General features: G+C 62.8%; 13 protein-coding genes. 11 read left to right on the plus strand and 2 right to left on the minus strand.

The genetic code is table 11. The features are described from left to right. Positions 1-6 precede the first annotated feature (6 nt). Together mepK and NLY37_RS17140 are read right to left on the minus strand one after the other, a co-directional pair. Positions 7-1833 (minus strand): peptidoglycan L,D-endopeptidase MepK, encoded by a 1827-nt coding sequence (gene mepK / locus NLY37_RS17135; RefSeq protein WP_023733474.1) that lies wholly within the window; start codon positions 1831-1833, stop codon positions 7-9. A gap of 389 nt (positions 1834-2222) precedes the next feature. Beyond that, on the minus strand, positions 2223-3761 hold the full coding sequence (locus tag NLY37_RS17140) for a sigma-54-dependent transcriptional regulator (RefSeq protein ID WP_023740967.1): 1539 nt from the start codon (positions 3759-3761) through the stop codon (positions 2223-2225). 145 nt (positions 3762-3906) lie between these two features. On the opposite strand from NLY37_RS17140, the gene NLY37_RS17145 reads away from it, so the two are divergent. From NLY37_RS17145 to NLY37_RS17195, 11 genes are all read left to right on the plus strand, one after another. Beyond that, a complete protein-coding gene (locus tag NLY37_RS17145) occupies positions 3907-5745 on the plus strand; it encodes a M3 family oligoendopeptidase (protein WP_023740966.1) in 1839 nt (612 codons plus the stop codon). A 412-nt stretch (positions 5746-6157) separates the two neighbouring features. Next, positions 6158-6874 (plus strand): helix-hairpin-helix domain-containing protein, encoded by a 717-nt coding sequence (locus NLY37_RS17150; RefSeq protein ID WP_023740965.1) that lies wholly within the window; start codon positions 6158-6160, stop codon positions 6872-6874. 163 nt (positions 6875-7037) lie between these two features. Beyond that, positions 7038-8183 (plus strand): aminodeoxychorismate synthase component I, encoded by a 1146-nt coding sequence (locus tag NLY37_RS17155; RefSeq protein WP_023740964.1) that lies wholly within the window; start codon positions 7038-7040, stop codon positions 8181-8183. Beyond that, positions 8132-8794: an aminotransferase class IV family protein gene (locus NLY37_RS17160; protein WP_031245950.1), complete on the plus strand. Its 663-nt coding sequence runs from the start codon at positions 8132-8134 to the stop codon at positions 8792-8794. Before NLY37_RS17155 ends, NLY37_RS17160 begins: the two co-directional genes overlap by 52 nt. Before the next feature lie 52 nt (positions 8795-8846). After that, positions 8847-9770, plus strand: coding sequence for a heme-dependent oxidative N-demethylase family protein (locus NLY37_RS17165; RefSeq protein WP_023740963.1), 924 nt, complete (start codon positions 8847-8849; stop codon positions 9768-9770). Between the two features lie 2 nt (positions 9771-9772). Next, a complete protein-coding gene (locus NLY37_RS17170; protein ID WP_023740962.1) occupies positions 9773-11011 on the plus strand; it encodes a hypothetical protein in 1239 nt (412 codons plus the stop codon). A gap of 127 nt (positions 11012-11138) precedes the next feature. Then, positions 11139-12584 (plus strand): homospermidine synthase, encoded by a 1446-nt coding sequence (locus tag NLY37_RS17175; RefSeq protein WP_023740961.1) that lies wholly within the window; start codon positions 11139-11141, stop codon positions 12582-12584. Between the two features lie 188 nt (positions 12585-12772). Continuing rightward, a complete protein-coding gene (locus NLY37_RS17180; protein WP_023671949.1) occupies positions 12773-13150 on the plus strand; it encodes an Omp10 family outer membrane lipoprotein in 378 nt (125 codons plus the stop codon). A 197-nt stretch (positions 13151-13347) separates the two neighbouring features. After that, positions 13348-15375, plus strand: a complete 2028-nt coding sequence (locus NLY37_RS17185; protein ID WP_023740960.1) for a bifunctional metallophosphatase/5'-nucleotidase — start codon at positions 13348-13350, stop codon at positions 15373-15375. A gap of 155 nt (positions 15376-15530) precedes the next feature. Then, positions 15531-16595, plus strand: coding sequence for a ferrochelatase (hemH, locus tag NLY37_RS17190; RefSeq protein ID WP_023740959.1), 1065 nt, complete (start codon positions 15531-15533; stop codon positions 16593-16595). A gap of 158 nt (positions 16596-16753) precedes the next feature. After that, entirely contained in the window at positions 16754-17704 is a 951-nt protein-coding gene (locus NLY37_RS17195) for an SPFH domain-containing protein (protein ID WP_023671952.1), read from the plus strand. Positions 17705-17778 lie beyond the last annotated feature (74 nt).

Below are 17778 nucleotides of genomic sequence, written 5' to 3' on the forward strand. Positions count from 1 at the left end.
GAGCTCTTACTTCGTCTGGAAGCGGGCGACCGAAAGGAATTTCACGGCATTGCCGGTGAAGCGGTTGGCATCGGCCATCTGGTTGTCCGCCTGGAAGCCTGCGGTGTAGACCTCGCTCGGCGGCGTATGCACGATGTTGTATGCATAGCGCGGCGCTGTCGTCGGGCTGGAAACGGTGGCGATGTTGTCGCCGCTGCTCAGCGCCCAGCGGGCCGCCTGCGGTTCGGCCGCCACCACCACTGCCTTCGGTCCTGGCTTCAGGTCGCGGGCCGAAGCCCTGGCTTCCTTGCGTGTCGTCTTGACGCCGGCGCCGATCACTGAGGCCGGATCGGTACCGGCGGGACGGGCAGCAATAGCACCGCGCGGCGATGCGGCATCGACACCTGACGGATCGTTGAACGCCGAGCGCGGCTCGAGCGAGGCGACCTGATAGTCGTCGGTAGCACCGGCTGTATCGGCGGCGCTGGCCTGTTCGAGAACCGCCTTGACCTCGTCCGGACGCTGCGACGGCAGCACCGAGAACGCGTCGGTTGCGCTCTGCTTGTGGGCAGCCGTATCGGCCAGCGCCAGCAGAACGCCCTCGTCCTGCGGCGCAAGCTCAGCCGGCGGCGAAGAGCGGTCGGGACGCCAGGTCGGCAACGGGACGTTCACCGCGACCTGCGCCGGAGCGGCAGCTTGATCGGCCCCCTGGTCGGCATTGCTCGCATCGGCCGTGCCGAACGGCACATTGGCCGGCGCCTGCGCCGTCGCCACCGTCTGTTCGGTGGTGGCATCGGCCACGCCGAACGGCACGGTCTCAGGCTGTTGCGCGCCGACATCGGCCTTCGGCCGCGGTGCGAAAGCGGGCAGCGGCACTTCCTTGGCGGGCAGCGCGGCGATGATCGTCTCCGGCGTGTCCTGCGGCTCCGAATCGTCAGCGCTGTCGTCGGCAAGCTGCGGAATGTTGGCGCGCTTGGCGTTCTGCGGCGACACGATCGCGATGCCAGGCAGATTGCTGTTGTTGTTGCTCGTGGCAGCCAGCACCGGCTTCACGCTTCTCGGCGGCGGCGCGGCGGTAGCGACATCGGCGCTGTCGTCGGCTTCGTCTTCGCCGCCACCGCCAAAGAAAGCGGACAGGAAGCCACCGGATTTCTTGGTGCTGCCGCCTGCGCTGGCCATCATGATGGCAGGAGAACCGGCGCCCTTGCGCGCCTTGTAGGAGGCGAGCGCCTGGTCATAACCCGGCAACGGCCTGCCGTCGCTCGGCACATGCAGCGTCTTGCCATTGGGGAACAGGCTGACCAGTTCCTGGCGGCTGATGCCTGGCCAATGTCGCACATTGCCGACGTCCATGTGGACGAAGGGCGAACCCGACGACGGATAGTAGCCGACGCCGCCGCCCTGCATCTTGAGGCCGATGTTGCGCAGCTTTTTCAGCGGCACACCCGGAATGTAGAAGTCCATCGCCTTGCCCAGCATATGCTGGCTTTCCTTGGCGACACCGCGGCTGCGGCTGCGCAGCATCGAATTGGTCGACGGCGAGCGATAGCCGCAGACGACCTGGATATAGTCGGTGGCGCCGGCCTGCCGGTAAGCTTCCCACACCAGATCGAGCAGGCGCGGATCCATCTTGGTCGGTTCGTTGCGACGCCAGTCGCGCAGGATGATGTTGATCTTCCTGAGGCCTGCCGGATCGTAGCGGCCATTGCGCTTGTAGACGATCTCGGCCTTTTCGTGCGTGTGGAGGTGATAGAGCTTGAGCGAGCGCGTTTCAGCGCTAGCGCCGGCAGCAGTTGCGGCGAGGAAAGCGAACGCAACGATCAACGCTGCCAGCCATCTCGGCCAGACGCCCATGTGATCGCGCCGCCCGTTTCTGTGTCGTTCGACTTTGTTCAAATCAAAAGGCCTTGCAGGCTGCCGTTTGTCCCCGGATTTGTCCAAACGGATGCGTGGTTCTCACATCCGAATATCGATCCTAATGGTTAATCATCGCTTATTGAAGCCGAAATGCGGTAACACCGTGGCGATATCCCGTCAAAAATAATACACAGGATTTCTTGGTAAACTGCTGGTTTAGATCAAGATTCAGCCTTTTCCCGCTACACGATCTGTTACCGCTGGCCTTAATGCGTGAACAACGCTGTCCGCATCAGCCATATTCCCGCCCCAACCCTTATGCAGCGCCGGATGTGGCATGGCAAGCTGGTCCCGGCCTTGCGTTGGCAAGCTGTGGAATTCGGCGTTCAGGAGGCAAGGCGGTCGAGGCGGCCGGTTTCCGGGTCGATGCCGTATTCCTTGAGCTTGCGGTAGAGCGTCGAGCGGCCGATGCCGAGACGCCGTGCGACCTCGCTCATCTGGCCGTTGTAATGGTCGATGGCGAGCTTGATCATTTCGAGTTCGACATCGGCCAGCGCACGCACATTGCCACGCTCGTCCAGCGCCCTCAATGTGCCGAAACGCTGAAGCAACCTGGCCGGAGGGGCGAGCTCGGCAGCTGCAGTACCGGCGTCATCAGTCTGCGCGCCATCGCCTTGCGATCCGGTGCTCAAGGCCATGCCGGGGTCCGACAAGGACGCATCGGCGTCGAGATTCACGGTGCCGTCGACCTGCGCCCGGATCTGCGGAAATTCGTCAGTCGTGAGCACATCGCCTTCGGCAAGCACCGAGGCCCTGAACACGGCGTTTTCCAGCTGCCTGATGTTTCCCGGCCAATCATAGGCCTGCAGCATGGCCAGTGCGGCATCCGAGATGCCGTGCAGGCGATTGCCCGCCGGCGCCACCTTGTCCATGAAATGCTTGACCAGATAGGGGATGTCGTCGCGGCGGTCGCGCAGCGGCGGCACGACGATCGGGTAAACGTTGAGCCGGTAGAACAGGTCCTCGCGAAACTTGCCGTCCTTGACCTGCTGCAGAAGGTTGCGGTGCGTGGCCGAGATCAGCCTGATGTCGACCCTGACGGTGGAACGGCCGCCGACCGGATCGACCTCGCCATCCTGCACGGCGCGCAACAGCTTGACCTGCACGTCGAGCGGCAGGTCGCCGATCTCATCCAGGAACAGGGTGCCCGAATGCGCCTCGACGAACTTGCCGGTGTGCTTTTCGGTGGCGCCGGTGAACGAACCTTTTTCGTGACCGAACAGGATCGATTCGACCAGATTGTCGGGGATGGCGCCGCAATTGACGGTGACGAACGGCTTTGTGCGGCGTTCGCCGCTGCCCTGGATGGCGCGCGCCACCAGTTCCTTGCCGACGCCCGATTCGCCCTCGATCAGGATCGGGATGTTGGAGGCCGCAGCCTTCTGGCCGAGGCGGATCACCCGGTCCATCGCCGGGCTGTGCGTAATCATGTCCTTGAATGTCAGGTGGCCGCCGCGACGCCGCGACGTGCGCTTGACCTCGTCCTCGACGGCCTCGACCTTGAGCGCGTTGCCGATCGCGGTCTGCAGCCGGTCGGGAGACGCCGGCTTAACGACAAAATCGAAAGCTCCGTGGCGCATCGCCGAAACCACCGTTTCGATGCCGCCCTGCGCAGTCTGCACGATGACGGGAACAGTGATGCCGCGCTCGCGCATCGCCTTCAGCACGCCGATGCCGTCGAGGCCCGGCATGACAAGGTCGAGGATGACTGCCGAAATATCCCTCGCATTGGGTTCGTCAAGCGCGCTCAGACCGGCCTCGCCGCCATCGGCAACGATGGCGCTGTGGCCGAATTTCGTCACCGCCGCTTCGAGCAGCCGGCGCTGCACGGGATCGTCATCGACTATAAGAATGGAACCTGTCATGACTGATTTGAGTTGCCCGCCTGGGAAATTCCCATGGATCATCTTGGCACAGGGTTCTAAACAAGGTTTCAAAAAACCCGGTGAACGAATTCCTTAGGATTTGACCGGCTTGTCCTTTCCCCTTGATTCCAGAAGGTAATTGTTGATGAGCAGGATTCTCGGTCGGCAGCTTGCGGCGGTAGCGTCCGGTCAGGGCGCGGCAGAACTCGGCGACCTGCCGGAATGGAATCTCGCCGATCTTTATTCCGGCATGGAGGCGCCCGAACTGAAGCGTGACCTTGCCAAGGCGGCGGCCGATGCCGTCGCCTTCGAGAACCGCTGGAAGGGCACACTGGCTGCGGAGGCCGGGCGCGGCAGCGCCGGCAGGCTTGGCGAGGCGCTGACAGCCTATGAGGCGCTGGAGGAACTGATCGGCCGCATCGTCTCCTATGCCGGCCTGATCTATGCCGGCAACACCGCCGATCCGCAGCGCGCAAAGCTCTATGGCGACATCCAGGAAAAGATGACCGACGCCAGCGCGCATCTTCTGTTCTTCGCGCTGGAGCTGAACCTGATCGATGACAAGGCGCTCGAATCCGCCCTCGCCGCCGACGCCGGCCTTGCCCATTACCGCCCCTGGGTGCTCGACCTCAGAATGGACAAGCCCTACCAGCTCGAGGACCGGGTCGAGCAGCTGTTCCATGAGAAATCGATCACCGGACGCGGTGCCTGGAACCGGCTGTTCGACGAGACGATGACCGATCTGCGCTTCGACATAGACGGCGAGGAACTGACGCTGGAGCCGGCGCTGAACCGCCTCCAGGACGCCGATGGGGAGGTCCGCCGCCGCGCCTCCGAAGCGCTGGCCGCAACCTTCCGCAAGAGCCTGCGCACCTTCACGCTGATCACCAACACGCTGGCCAAGGACAAGGAGATTTCCGACCGCTGGCGCGGCTTCGAGGACATCGCCGATTCACGCCATCTCGCCAACCGCGTCGAGCGCAGCGTGGTCGATGCGCTGGCGTCGGCCGTGCGCGAGGCCTATCCGCGCCTGTCTCATCGCTACTACGCGCTGAAGGCGCGCTGGCTCGGCATGGAGGTGATGAACCACTGGGACCGCAACGCCCCCTTGCCCGAAACGCCGCAGGCCGTGATCCCTTGGGACGACGCCAGGAACACCGTGCTGTCGGCCTATCAGCGCTTTTCCCCCGATATGGCGGAGATCGCCCGCGTCTTCTTCGACCGCAACTGGATCGACGCGCCGGTCAGGCCCGGCAAGTCGCCCGGCGCCTTCGCCCATCCGACCGTGCCTTCGGCGCACCCTTACGTGCTGCTCAACTACATGGGCAAGCCGCGCGATGTGATGACGCTGGCGCATGAACTCGGCCACGGCGTGCATCAGGTGCTGGCCGGCGGCCAGGGCGCCCTGATGGCTTCGACGCCGCTGACTTTGGCCGAGACGGCCTCGGTATTCGGCGAGATGCTGACCTTCCGTTCGCTGCTCGATCAGACCACCGACAAGCGCGAGCGCAAGGCGATGCTCGCCCAGAAGGTCGAGGACATGATCAACACGGTCGTGCGCCAGATCGCCTTCTACGAGTTCGAGCGCAAGGTGCATGCAGAGCGCAAGAACGGCGAACTGACCTCCGACAAGCTCGGCCAGTTCTGGCTCGAGGTGCAGGCAGAAAGCCTGGGGCCGGCGATCAAGCTGCGCGAGGGCTATGAGGTCTTCTGGACCTACATCCCGCACTTCGTCCACTCCCCCTTCTACGTCTACGCCTATGCCTTTGGCGACTGCCTGGTGAACTCGCTCTACGCGGTCTACCAGAACGCCGAGCACGGCTTCCAGGATAAGTATTTCGAGATGCTGCGCGCTGGTGGCACCAAGCATCACTCCGAACTTCTCGCCCCCTTCGGCCTCGACGCAACCGACCCCGCCTTCTGGCAGATCGGGCTTGGCGTGATCGGCGGCCTGATCGACGAGTTGGAAGCGCTCGACAGTTAATGCGCGCACCCATTGGACCGATGGCGCAGAGTGGCAGGTTCAGCAGCGGCCTCGACTTTGCAGAATCGCAGAACAGTTTAGCCGGAATGCATGTGACGGCAGCTCTGTTCTTGTTCTAAATATCTGTTCTTGAATAACTCTCCGGCGAAAATTCCGTTAGCTTTCCCGAAGCCGTATGATAGCTTTCCGACTGAAGCTCAGCCGGGCGCGCGGCTTAAGGCCGGACAGTATCCCGGCCCATGGCAGCGGTCTGACGAATGCGACAGCGACGGTTGGCAATGGGCGGAAAGCCGAACGCCGACACTCGACGACAGACCGGCTGTTCCCTGAGCCGCCGAACCACATTGGATGATCCGATCTGCCAAGGTCATGACTTGGGACGGCGGCGGACGGATCCGACTGGAGAGAGACGATGACCTTCTTTTACATTGTCCTGGCGTTCCTTGTAGGTGTGTTGGTTGGCTGGTTTATCTGGGGCCGGCTGCGCGGCGAACTTGACAGCCTGCGCGGCGATCTCGACCGCACCCGCAGCGAGCGTGACAGACTGCGCGCCGACGCCGATCGCCTGACTGGCGAACTCGACGCCTGCGGCAAGACCCGCGCCGATCTCGAACGCCGGCTGCGTGAAACATCGACTCCATCCGCCAAGCCTTCAAGTTCGGCGCCGGCCGCGCTGGTATCGACAGCGGCAACGGCCAAGTCCGCCCCGGCCGCGAAACCGACCCCCGCCAAACCCGCCGCGACCAAACCAGCTGCGGCCAAATCCGCGGCCGCAAAACCAGCGGCCAGCAAACCTGCCGCCGCCAAGGCCGCGCCCAAAACCGCGGCTTCAAAGCCCGCCGCCGTCCCGAAGAAGGCCGCCCCGGCAGCTGGGAAGGCCGACAATCTGCGTCGCCTGATCGGTATCGGCCCGGTCAACGACAAACTGCTCAAGGGCCTTGGCGTCACGACCTACGCGCAGATCGCCGGCTGGACCGCGGCCGACGTCAAGCGCATCGAGGACACGCTGAATTTCGACGGCCGCGTCGCCCGCGAAAAGTGGGTCGAGCAGGCCAAGCTGCTTGCCGCCGGCGACGAAAAGGAGTTCGCACGCCAATTCCCGAGCGCCGGGACCGCCAACAACAGCTGATCCGTCATCGGCAACATAACCAGAAGGCGGCGCTTTCGGGCGCCGTCTTTGTTTTTGCATTCGCCACTGTCTTTGCGCCCTGCGACGCCGCTCCCTCGATTGCGCGCCGCCCGGCCCCCATATAGAGCGGTTCTGGCGTCATCGACCGCAGTACCCGAGCCCCATGCCCCTGCCCTCTGCCATTTTCCGCAACGATGAAAGCGGCCGTCAGTTGGTCTTCGACCACCCGGCCGACATCATCATTGCCTATGATGCCAAGGATTTTCTGCCGGCGCTGGCGGCCGCGCAGGCGGCGAGCGATGCCGGCAAATGGCTGGCCGGCTATTTCTCCTACGAAGCGGGCTATCTGCTCGAACCGAAACTGGTGCCGCTGCTGCCTGAAGGCCGGCGCGCGCCACTGGTTTGTCTGGGTGTCTTCGATGCTTCGGTCGAAGAGGCGGTGCCGCGCAACGATGCGCCTGCCACCAATGGCCCCATCTTCGACGCCAGGGCCAGTTGGTCCGCTCAGGACTACGCCAAAGGCTTCGCGCGCCTCCACGACCACATCCGCAAGGGCGATTGCTACCAAGGCAACCTGACCTTTCCGGTCCGTGCCCAATGGTCGGGCGATCCGCTTGCTGCCTTCGACGCACTGACAGGACGCCAGCCGGTCAAGTATGGCGCGCTGATTTCGCTCGGCGATCCCATCGTCTTGTCGCGTTCGCCCGAGCTGTTCTTCGCGATCGATGCCGAAGGCATGATCGAAACCCATCCGATGAAGGGTACCGCACCGCGCGGCGCGACCAAGGCCGAGGACGCGCGGTTGAAGTCCTTCTTGCGCAACGACGAAAAGAACCAGGCCGAGAACCGGATGATCGTCGATCTCCTGCGCAACGACATCTCCCTGATCAGCGAGATCGGCACGCTGGAAGTGCCGGAACTGTTCCGCATCGAGAGCTACCCGACCGTCCATCAGATGGTGAGCCGTGTGCGGGCGAAGCTTCTGCCTTGTCTCGGCATCCGCCAAATCTTTGGCGCGCTGTTTCCCTGTGGCTCGATTACCGGCGCACCGAAAATCCGCGCCATGGAAATCCTGCACGAGCTGGAAGAGACACCGCGCGACGTCTATTGCGGCGCCATCGGCTGGATCGCGCCTGGCGGCATGATGCGCTTTTCGGTGGCGATCCGCACTATATCGCTCTTTTCCAGTGGCGAGGCCGTTTACAATGTCGGCGGCGGCGTCGTCTTCGATTCGACGGCGCAAGAGGAGTATCAGGAGTGTCTGCTGAAGGCGCGCTTCGCGACGGGGACACCGCCGATTTCGAGCTGATCGAGACGATGCGCTGGGAGCCCGGCCAGGGCTTTCTGCGCTTCGAACGCCATCTCGCGCGCCTTTACGGCTCGGCGGAAGAACTCGGCTTTGCCTGCGATCCGCAGCGGATCGGCGAGGTGCTGGCGAATACTATCGGGGCGCAGCAGACGGCGCTGCGCACCCGGCTCGTCCTGCAGCGCAATGGCGAAGTGACCGCCTCGGTCCAGGCCTATGAGCCGTTCGCCGCCGACAAGGTCTGGCGGCTGCAGCTGGCACGGGTGCGGCTCTCCTCGGCCGACACGCTGCTGCGCCACAAGACCGGCCGGCGGCAAGTCTACACTCACGCCCGCTCCGAATATCTGATCACCCAGGCCGACGAAGTGTTGCTCGCAAATGAGCGCAGTGAAATCTGCGAAGGCACCATCACCAACGTCTTCGCCGATTTCGGTGATGGCATGCTGATGACACCCAGGCTCGACTGCGGCCTGCTGCCTGGCGTATTGCGCGCCGAGCTGCTGGACGAAGGCCGCGCCCAGGAGGCGATCTACAGCTATGACGAGTTGAAATCCGCCAAAACACTGTTCGTCGGCAATTCTCTGCGCGGCTTGATCCCGGCAACATTGGCCTGATACGAAGCGGCTGCGAGAATAACAGCGGGCATTGGACACTTTCTAGCGAAGCATGAATTCTCCTCAGCCCACGCACACGCCCTATGATGGCTCCTCAAAGCTCTTCACCATCGGGCTGAAGCCGCTCGAGCTCGACAAATGGATCGAGGTCGACCGGTATCTCTTCGACCATCTCGCCGAAAAGCGCCGGCTGTATGCCGAAATTCCCGACAAGGTGTTTGTCGAGGAAGACGGCACGCGCGACGCCCAGCGCGAAGTGCGCGGCCTCATCGAAGCACATCTGCTGTCGACATTTCCCGGGATGTACCGGCGCACCAATGCCGGGGTTGAGGTCATTGGCGCCAAAGCCGACTCTGACGCCACCATCCCCGATGCCCCGCTGGTCGCAGCGTCGCTGCTCGTCCAGGAAGACCTGATCCTGATGCGCCGTGACGACACCGGCTGGCGGCTCGCCGCCGGCTCGCTGTGTTTCCCGTCATCCTGGTCGCTGGTCGAGAAATTCGGCCGGCCGCTGCAGCAGATCCACGCACCGGTGCCGGGCTTCGGTCCGGGCACCAGGCCGGCCGAGCTCATCAACCGCATGTTCGACGGCCTGCAGGGCCAGGCCGTCGAACGCTTCAACTGGTCGATCCAGGCCGGCGACGCGCTCTATCATCCGCTCTCCAATGTCGAGCGCATCGACCGTGCCACCAACCGCCCCTCGCGATTTCCCGACGGCGACGTCAACGCCCACGCCTTCATCCGCGTCGAGCGCCAGACGCTGCGCAAACTGCCTCTGTCGCGCGACATCCTGTTCACCATCCGCATTCATCTCGACCCGCTGAAAGTGCTGGCGCGGCATCCCGACCGGGCAACGCTTGCCGCCTCTTTCGCGGCGCAATTGCAGGCGCTGGATGAGGCTCAACTCGACTATAAGGGGATGACATCAGACCGTGACCGGCTGGTGCAACGCCTGCAAACCATGGCTCAGGAGTGACGATGATCCGACATGTTCTGAAGCTAGCCGTCCTGCTCGGTGCATTGCTGGCGTTGCCGGCAACAGCGCATGCGGAACCGGTGACCTATGCGGGGAAGCTCGGCAACATCGACATCGTCGTCGAGTTTACCGGTGATCCGGCGACGGCTGGAGAGGCACTGGCGGGCCGCTATTTCTACCGCTCCAAGGGCGTCGATATTCCTCTGCAGGCGAAGTCGAGCAAGGGCGCCACCTTTCAATTGGCCGAGGAAGAAGCCTGCGATGCCAAGAAGTGCGGCGACGGCCAGGCTCCAGCCATCGGCGCCGTCTGGCGGTTGAGTTCCGCCGACAAGGGCAAGACGCTGGAAGGCACCTGGACGGCCAAAAAGACCCTGCCGCTGAAGCTGACAAGGTTCGCCAGCCGTGCCCAGACGGAGACGCCGGCGACGACGCCACGCGATCTCTATGATTTCACCGATATGACATTCTCGGGTGACGATGCGCCGATCACCATGGCGGTATCGCCCTACGACTATCTCAAGCTGGATTTCGCGCCCAAGGCAGACGCCAAGGAAGGTTGGCCGGATGCAGCCTACAACTATGTCACCGATCCACGCACCAAATTCGCCAGGCCGCGCATCGTCGATCTCGCCGGCGGTGCGCCGATCGAAGCCGCCAATGCCTTGCTGCAGAACCGCCATTGGCATGACAGCCTCAGCGCCTTGACGTGCGCGGCGCTGCAATACGCCGGCTTCCACGATGGACCACCGATGGAGGGCATGGATGACGATTCGCTTGGCGGCTACGAAGACACGACGTCCAAAGTGACGTCATTGACGCCGAAGCTGATGAGCTGGTCGGAATCCGGCAGCCTCTATTGCGGCGGTGCGCATCCGAACAACTATTCCGACGCCTATGTCATGGACGTGCGCCGTGGCGCCTTGCTTACCCTTCAGGACATGTTTTCCGATACGGGCGACGGCAAGCCAGGCCCCTCGCTGGCCGCCTTCGTCAGGGAAAACCGCAAGAAGCCAAGCGACCAGGCCGAGGTGGATTACGAGGCCGAATGCGGCATCGACGATTTGATCAGCGACTATCTCGGCGCCAGCCTGAAGCGCGATGGCGACAGGCAGGTTCTGGTCTTCGGCCTGCAAGGTTTGCCCAACGTCATCCAGGCTTGCGGCGGCGATCTCGTTGAAATGCCGGTCTCCGAAGCACAAGCGCTGTTCACACCGGAATTCGCGAAACTGCTCGAACCGTAGGCGTATCTGGGCGGCCGGGAACTAACCTTATCCCTGCTTTTCGCTTTATTGTGACAATGATCTATGGTTTGTCGCGCGGCGGTCGAACGGCCGTTTTGGCGCGTTGCTTGAAGGAGTGCTCGATAAAATGGCGAATGAAAACTGGCCCGTTTACGGTGAAATCACCGGCCCTGTCGTGATGATCGGCTTTGGTTCGATCGGACGGGGAACGCTGCCTCTGATCGAGCGCCATTTCAAATTCGACAAGTCGCGCATGACGGTCATCGACCCGCTCGACACCGACCGCAAGCTGCTCGACGAGCGCGGCATCGCCTTCGTCCAGGAGCACGTGACCGAGAAGAACTACAAGAAACTGCTGACGCCGCTTTTGACCAATGGTGGCGGCCAGGGCTTTTGCATCAATCTGTCGGTCGATACCGGCTCGGTCGACCTGATGCGGCTCTGCCGCAAGCTCGGCGTGCTCTACATCGACACCGTCGTCGAGCCGTGGCTCGGCTTCTATTTCGACGCCAAGGCCGACAATGCCAGCCGCACCAACTACGCGCTGCGCGAAGCCTTGATCAAGGAGAAGCACGACAAGCCCGGCGGCGCTACCGCGGTTTCGACCTGTGGCGCCAATCCGGGCATGGTCTCGTGGTTCGTCAAGCAGGCGCTGCTGAACCTTGCCGGCGACCTCGGCCTCGAATTTTCCGAACCGGCGCAGGACGACCGTGACGGCTGGGCGAAGCTGATGAAGAAGGCCGGCGTCAAGGGCATCCACATCGCCGAGCGCGACACCCAGCGCACCAAGAAGCCGAAGCCGATGAACGTGTTTTGGAACACCTGGTCGGTCGAGGGTTTCATCTCGGAAGGGCTGCAGCCGGCCGAGCTCGGCTGGGGCACGCATGAGAGATGGATGCCGAAGAACGGCAAGGAGCACAAGCATGGCTCCAAGGCTGCGATTTATCTCGAACAGCCCGGCGCCAACACCCGCGTGCGCTCCTGGTGCCCGACGCCGGGCGCGCAATACGGTTTCCTGGTGACGCACAATGAGGCGATCTCGATCGCCGACTTCTTCACCGTGCGGTCGAAGAAGGGGAAGGTGCAATACCGCCCGACCTGCCACTATGCCTATCACCCCTGCAACGACGCCGTGTTGTCACTCCACGAAATGTTCGGCGCTGCCGGCAAGCCGCAGCCGGTCCACCATGTGCTTGACGAAAACGAGCTGGTCGATGGCGTGGACGAGCTTGGCGTGCTGCTCTACGGCCATGCCAAGAACGCCTACTGGTACGGTTCGCAGCTGTCGCTGGCCGAAGCCCGCAAGCTGGCGCCCTACCAGAACGCTACCGGCATGCAGGTCACCTCGGCCGTGCTCGCCGGCATGGTCTGGGCGCTGGAAAACCCGGAAGCCGGCATCGTCGAGGCCGACGAGATGGACTACAAGCGCTGCCTGGAAGTGCAGTCCCAGTATCTCGGACCGGTCAAGGGCTACTACACCGACTGGACGCCGCTCGATAACCGTCCGGGCCTGTTTCCCGAAGACCTCGACAAAAGCGACCCGTGGCAATTCCGCAACATCCTCGTTCGATAGCGGTTCCATACCCCTGCCTCACTGCCTTGCAATCGCCCGGAAATCGGGCGATTGAAGGGATGCGGACGAAAGCAGTGTGCATCCATTTGGACGCACGAGGGACGGCTCTGGAAACTTGAGGCCACGCACATCGTGTTCCCCAAAACGTCGTTTGACGATTGGGCCGATGCGTCAGGAGAGGATTTGATATGACGATTGCGCGCAAAATTCTTTCTGCGGGCGCGGCGGGCGTTCTTGCGACGATGCTTGCCGCCTGCACCACCGGCGGCTCCGACGGGCCACCGATCTCATCGCAGGCGCGAGGCGTCGAAGGCTCATGGCTGAACGCAGAAGGCAAGGCGGTCTCGACATTGAACGGCGGCGTCTTCACCACCGTTTCGGCGGAGACCGGTGAGAAATTCGCTGACGGCAGCTACACCAAGACCGGCGCCACCTCGGTCGAGATCAACGGAACCTCGCTGATCCGGCAGCAGCCAATCGCTTTCAACTGCCTGCTGGTGTCCATAAACCAGCTGAATTGCACCAGCTCCGCCGGGCAGAACTTCGTGCTGACCAGGCGCGGCTGAACCTTTCCCATGCGGCTTTGCGGATGGCGGCGGCGCGATGCCGCCGCCTTTTTTATGCCGGCAAACCGATGCCGGTTATCCGCCCTGATTCTTCTTGCATCGCCACAACCGCGATGTGAACATACCCGAAATGCTGGCTGTTATCCTGCAGTCGGGCAAGAGCGTTAAACGCCTTTGATCATATCCGGGAGACGAAGATGAAGAAGCTCGCCGCCATTGCCGCCCTCTCTGCCTCGACACTCGGCCTGTCGGCCGCACCATCCTTTGCCGACTATACGTTGAACATCCTGCATTTCAACGATTGGCACAGCCGCATCGAAGGCAACAACAAATACGAGTCGACCTGCTCGGCCGAGGAAGAGACCAAGGGTGAGTGCATCGGCGGCGCCGGCCGGCTGGTCACCGCGATCGCACAGGAGCGCAAGAAGCTCGAAGGCCAGAACGTGCTGCTGCTCAATGCCGGCGACAGCTTTCAGGGATCGCTGTTCTACATCACCTACAAGGGCACGGCGGAGGAGGAATTCCTCAATCAGATCAAGCCCGACGCGGTGACGCTCGGCAACCACGAATTCGACGATGGCGAGAGCGCGCTGGTGCCTTATCTCGACAAGGCGAAGTTCCCGATCGTCAGCGCCAATGTCGTGCCCAACGACAAGTCCGGCGCCGCAGGCAAGATCAAGCCGTCGATTGTGCTTGAGATCGGCGGCCAGAAGATCGGCATTGTCGGCGCCGTGACCAACGACACGCCGGAACTCGCCTCTCCCGGCCCCAACATTACCATCGAGGACGACGTCAAGTCGATCACCGCCGAGGTCGAGAAGCTGAAGGCGCAAGGCGTCAACAAGATCATTGCCGTCACCCATATCGGCTACAGGCGCGAGCGCGATGTCATCGCCAAGATCCCGGGCATCGATGTGGTGGTCGGCGGCCACAGCCATTCGCTTCTGTCCAACACCGACCCGAAGGCGGAAGGCCCCTATCCGACGATGGTCGACAACCCCGACGGCTCCAAGGTGCCTGTCGTGCAGGCCGCGTCCTATTCGAAATATCTCGGCGAATTCAAGGTCGTGTTCGACGACAATGGCAACGTCAAGGAAGCCAGCGGCGACCCGATCTTCCTCGACAAGTCGATCATTCCCGATCCGGCCGTTCTTGCCCGCATCAAGGAACTCGGTGCGCCGATCGAGGCGCTGAAGAACAAGGAAGTGGCCGAGACCACCGAGGCCATCGACGGCAGCCGCGAAAGCTGCCGCACCAAGGAATGCGCGATGGGCAACCTCGTCTCCGACGCCATCCTCGACCGTGTCAAGGGACAGGGCGTCGAGATCGTCGTCTCCAATGGCGGCGGCTTGCGTGCTTCCATCGATAAAGGCACCGTCACCATGGGCGAGGTGCTGACCGTGCTGCCGTTCCAGAACACGCTGGCGACCTTCCAGATTTCCGGCAAGGATCTGGTTGCCGGGCTGGAAAACGGCGTCAGCCAGGTCGAGGACGGCGGCGGCCGCTTCCCGCAAGTGGCAGGTCTGAAATACTCATTCGACAAGTCGGTCGCGCCCAATGCCGGCCGCGTCAAGTCGGTCGAGGTGATGGAAGGCGGCGCCTGGGCGCCGATCAACCCGGACAAGGACTATCTGGTCGCCACCAACAACTATGTCCGCCAGGGCGGCGACGGCTACAAGGTCTTCGCCGAGAAGGCCAAGAACGCCTATGATTACGGCCCCGGCCTCGAACAGGTGGTTGCCGACTATCTCGCCGCGCACCGGCCCTACACGCCCAAGCTCGACGGCCGCATCACCGAGGTTGCCGCAACCGTAGCGGCTGCCCCGGCCGCCGAGCCGGCAAAACCAGCCGAACCGGCACCTGCTCCAGCGGAACCGGCAAAACCGGCCGAGGCTGCACCGGCGGAGCCGGCGATGCCCGCATTGCCGGCAGGCTCCGGCGACATCACCACCACGCCGCCGACTGTCCCGGCGGAAACCGCCCCGGCAACGCCGAATCCGGCCGAACCGGCAAAACCGGCTGAAGCCGCACCTGCTCCGGCAAAGCCGGCTGACGCCGCCCCGGCCGAAGCCAGCCATGTCATCGTCGCCGGCGATACCTTTTGGGATCTCGCCAAGAAGGCCTATGGCGACGGCGCCAAGTGGAAGGTGATCTCCGAGGCCAACAAAGGCTACGAGCCACGCCGGCTTCCGGTCGGCGCGACCCTGACCATTCCGGCGAAGTAACCTCGCTTCGCGCTTGCGACCAACAAAATCCGTCCGGCAAAACGGGCGGGTTTTTGGCTTTCAGGGTAAGGTGCGGCCAGACGCGGCATTGAAAACTCGCGCCACATTGCTAGGTTCGCCCGACATCGTCGGTTTCGCGGTGTCGGGAGACCTTCATGACGCTTTCCACGCCTGTCGACCCCAAAGCCGCGAAAGCGCTCGACCCGCTGCCGGCCGGACATCCGCCGGTAAAGGCAGGCAAGATCGGCGTCATGTTGGTCAATCTCGGCACGCCGGACGGTACTGATTTCAAGCCGATGTGGCGCTATCTCCGCGAATTCCTGTCCGATCCGCGCGTTATCGAGCTCAACAAGGCGATCTGGTATCCGATCCTCTACGGCTTGGTGCTGACCACGAGACCGAACAAGTCCGGCGCCAATTACGCCAGGATATGGAACCGCGAGAGGAACGAGTCGCCGCTGCGCACCTACACCCGCGCGCAGAGCGAAAAGCTGGCCGCAGCGCTCATCGACCTACCCGATGTCGTGGTCGACTGGGCGATGCGCTACGGCAACCCCTCGACCGCGAGCGTCGCTCAAAGGCTGGTCGAACAAGGCTGCGACCGCATCCTGTCGTTCCCACTCTACCCGCAATACTCCGCGACCACCACCGCGACCGCCAACGACCAGCTGTTTCGCGCCTTGATGAAGATGCGCCGCGCGCCTGCCGTGCGCAGTGTTCCGCCCTACTATGACGAGCCGGTCTACATCGAGGCGCTCGCCCATTCGATCGAACGGCATCTGGCAACGCTAGACTTCGAGCCCGAGGTGGTCATCACCTCCTATCACGGCATCCCGAAGCCCTATTTCGAGAAGGGCGATCCCTATCACTGCCACTGCCAGAAGACGACACGGCTGTTGCGTGAACGACTGGGGTGGGATGAAAAGAAGCTGATCATCACCTTCCAGTCGCGCTTCGGCGCCCAGGAATGGCTGCAGCCCTACACCGACAAGACGGTCGAGAAACTGGCGAAGGACGGCGTGAAATCGATCGCCATCGTCAACCCAGGCTTTTCCGTCGACTGCATCGAGACGCTGGACGAAATCGGCCGCGAGGCGGCCGAGACCTTCCATCACGCCGGCGGCGAGAAATTCGCCCACATCCCGTGCCTGAACGACAGTGCAGAAGGCATGGCGGTGATCGAGGCGATGGTGCGGCGCGAGCTATCGGGCTGGGTCTGAGGCCGCCACGTTGCGGCGATCGATCGCCGCAGTTGCGCTATTCCATGCACTAATAATCAACGATCACCTGATTGTAACATTATTGAAACACACCTAAGTGTTTGGTGAAGTCGGTTGCATGGAATCAACGCCATGGCCGGCATCTGAGGGAGATACAAATGGACTTCAGTGGTTTCGGTATTGCGATTGGTGCGCTTGCCTTTCTGGTGTTGGTGCTTCTTATCAAAGGCATCCGGACAATCCCGCAAGGCTATAATTATACGGTGGAGCGCTTTGGTCGTTACACCAAAACACTAAGCCCCGGCCTCAACCTCATCGTGCCGTTCGTCGACCGAATCGGCGCCAAGATGAACATGATGGAGCAGGTGCTCGACGTTCCGAGCCAGGAAATCATCACGCGCGACAACGCCATTGTGGGCGTCGACGGCATCGCCTTCTACCAGATCCTCAATGCGGCCCAGGCCGCCTACCAGGTCGCCGGCCTGGAGAACGCCATCCTCAATTTGACGATGACCAACATCCGTACCGTCATGGGTTCGATGGACCTCGACGAACTGCTGTCGAACCGCGACGCCATCAACGAACGGCTGCTGCGCGTCGTCGACGAAGCGGCGCATCCGTGGGGCATCAAGATCACCCGCGTCGAGATCAAGGACATCAATCCGCCGGCCAACCTCATCGAATCGATGGGCCGTCAGATGACCGCCGAACGCAACAAGCGTGCGCAGATCCTCGCCGCCGAAGGCCTCAAGCAGTCGCAGATCCTCGAGGCCGAGGGCCGCAAGGAAGCCGCCTTCCGCGACGCCGAGGCGCGCGAACGCTCGGCCGAAGCCGAAGCGCGAGCCACCCAGGTTGTATCGGAAGCCATCTCCAAGGGCGACGTGCAGGCACTCAACTACTTCGTGGCGCTGAAATACACTGAAGCGATGGGCAAGATCGGCACCGCCAACAACAGCAAGGTCGTGCTGATGCCGATGGAAGCCTCGGCGCTGATCGGCACGCTCGGTGGCATAAGCGAGATCGCCAGGGAGGTGTTCCGCAGCGAAGGCACCGCCGGCGCCGCCAGGCAGGCCGCCCGCCCTCCGGTGGTTCGCCCAAGCGAGAACTGAGATCGGGCGAGAACTGAGATCATAAGAGCATGATCCCGAAAAGTGGGAGCCGGTTTTCGGAAAAGATCATGCTC

Source organism: Mesorhizobium sp. C395A (assembly GCF_030323205.1).
Classification (GTDB): domain Bacteria; phylum Pseudomonadota; class Alphaproteobacteria; order Rhizobiales; family Rhizobiaceae; genus Mesorhizobium.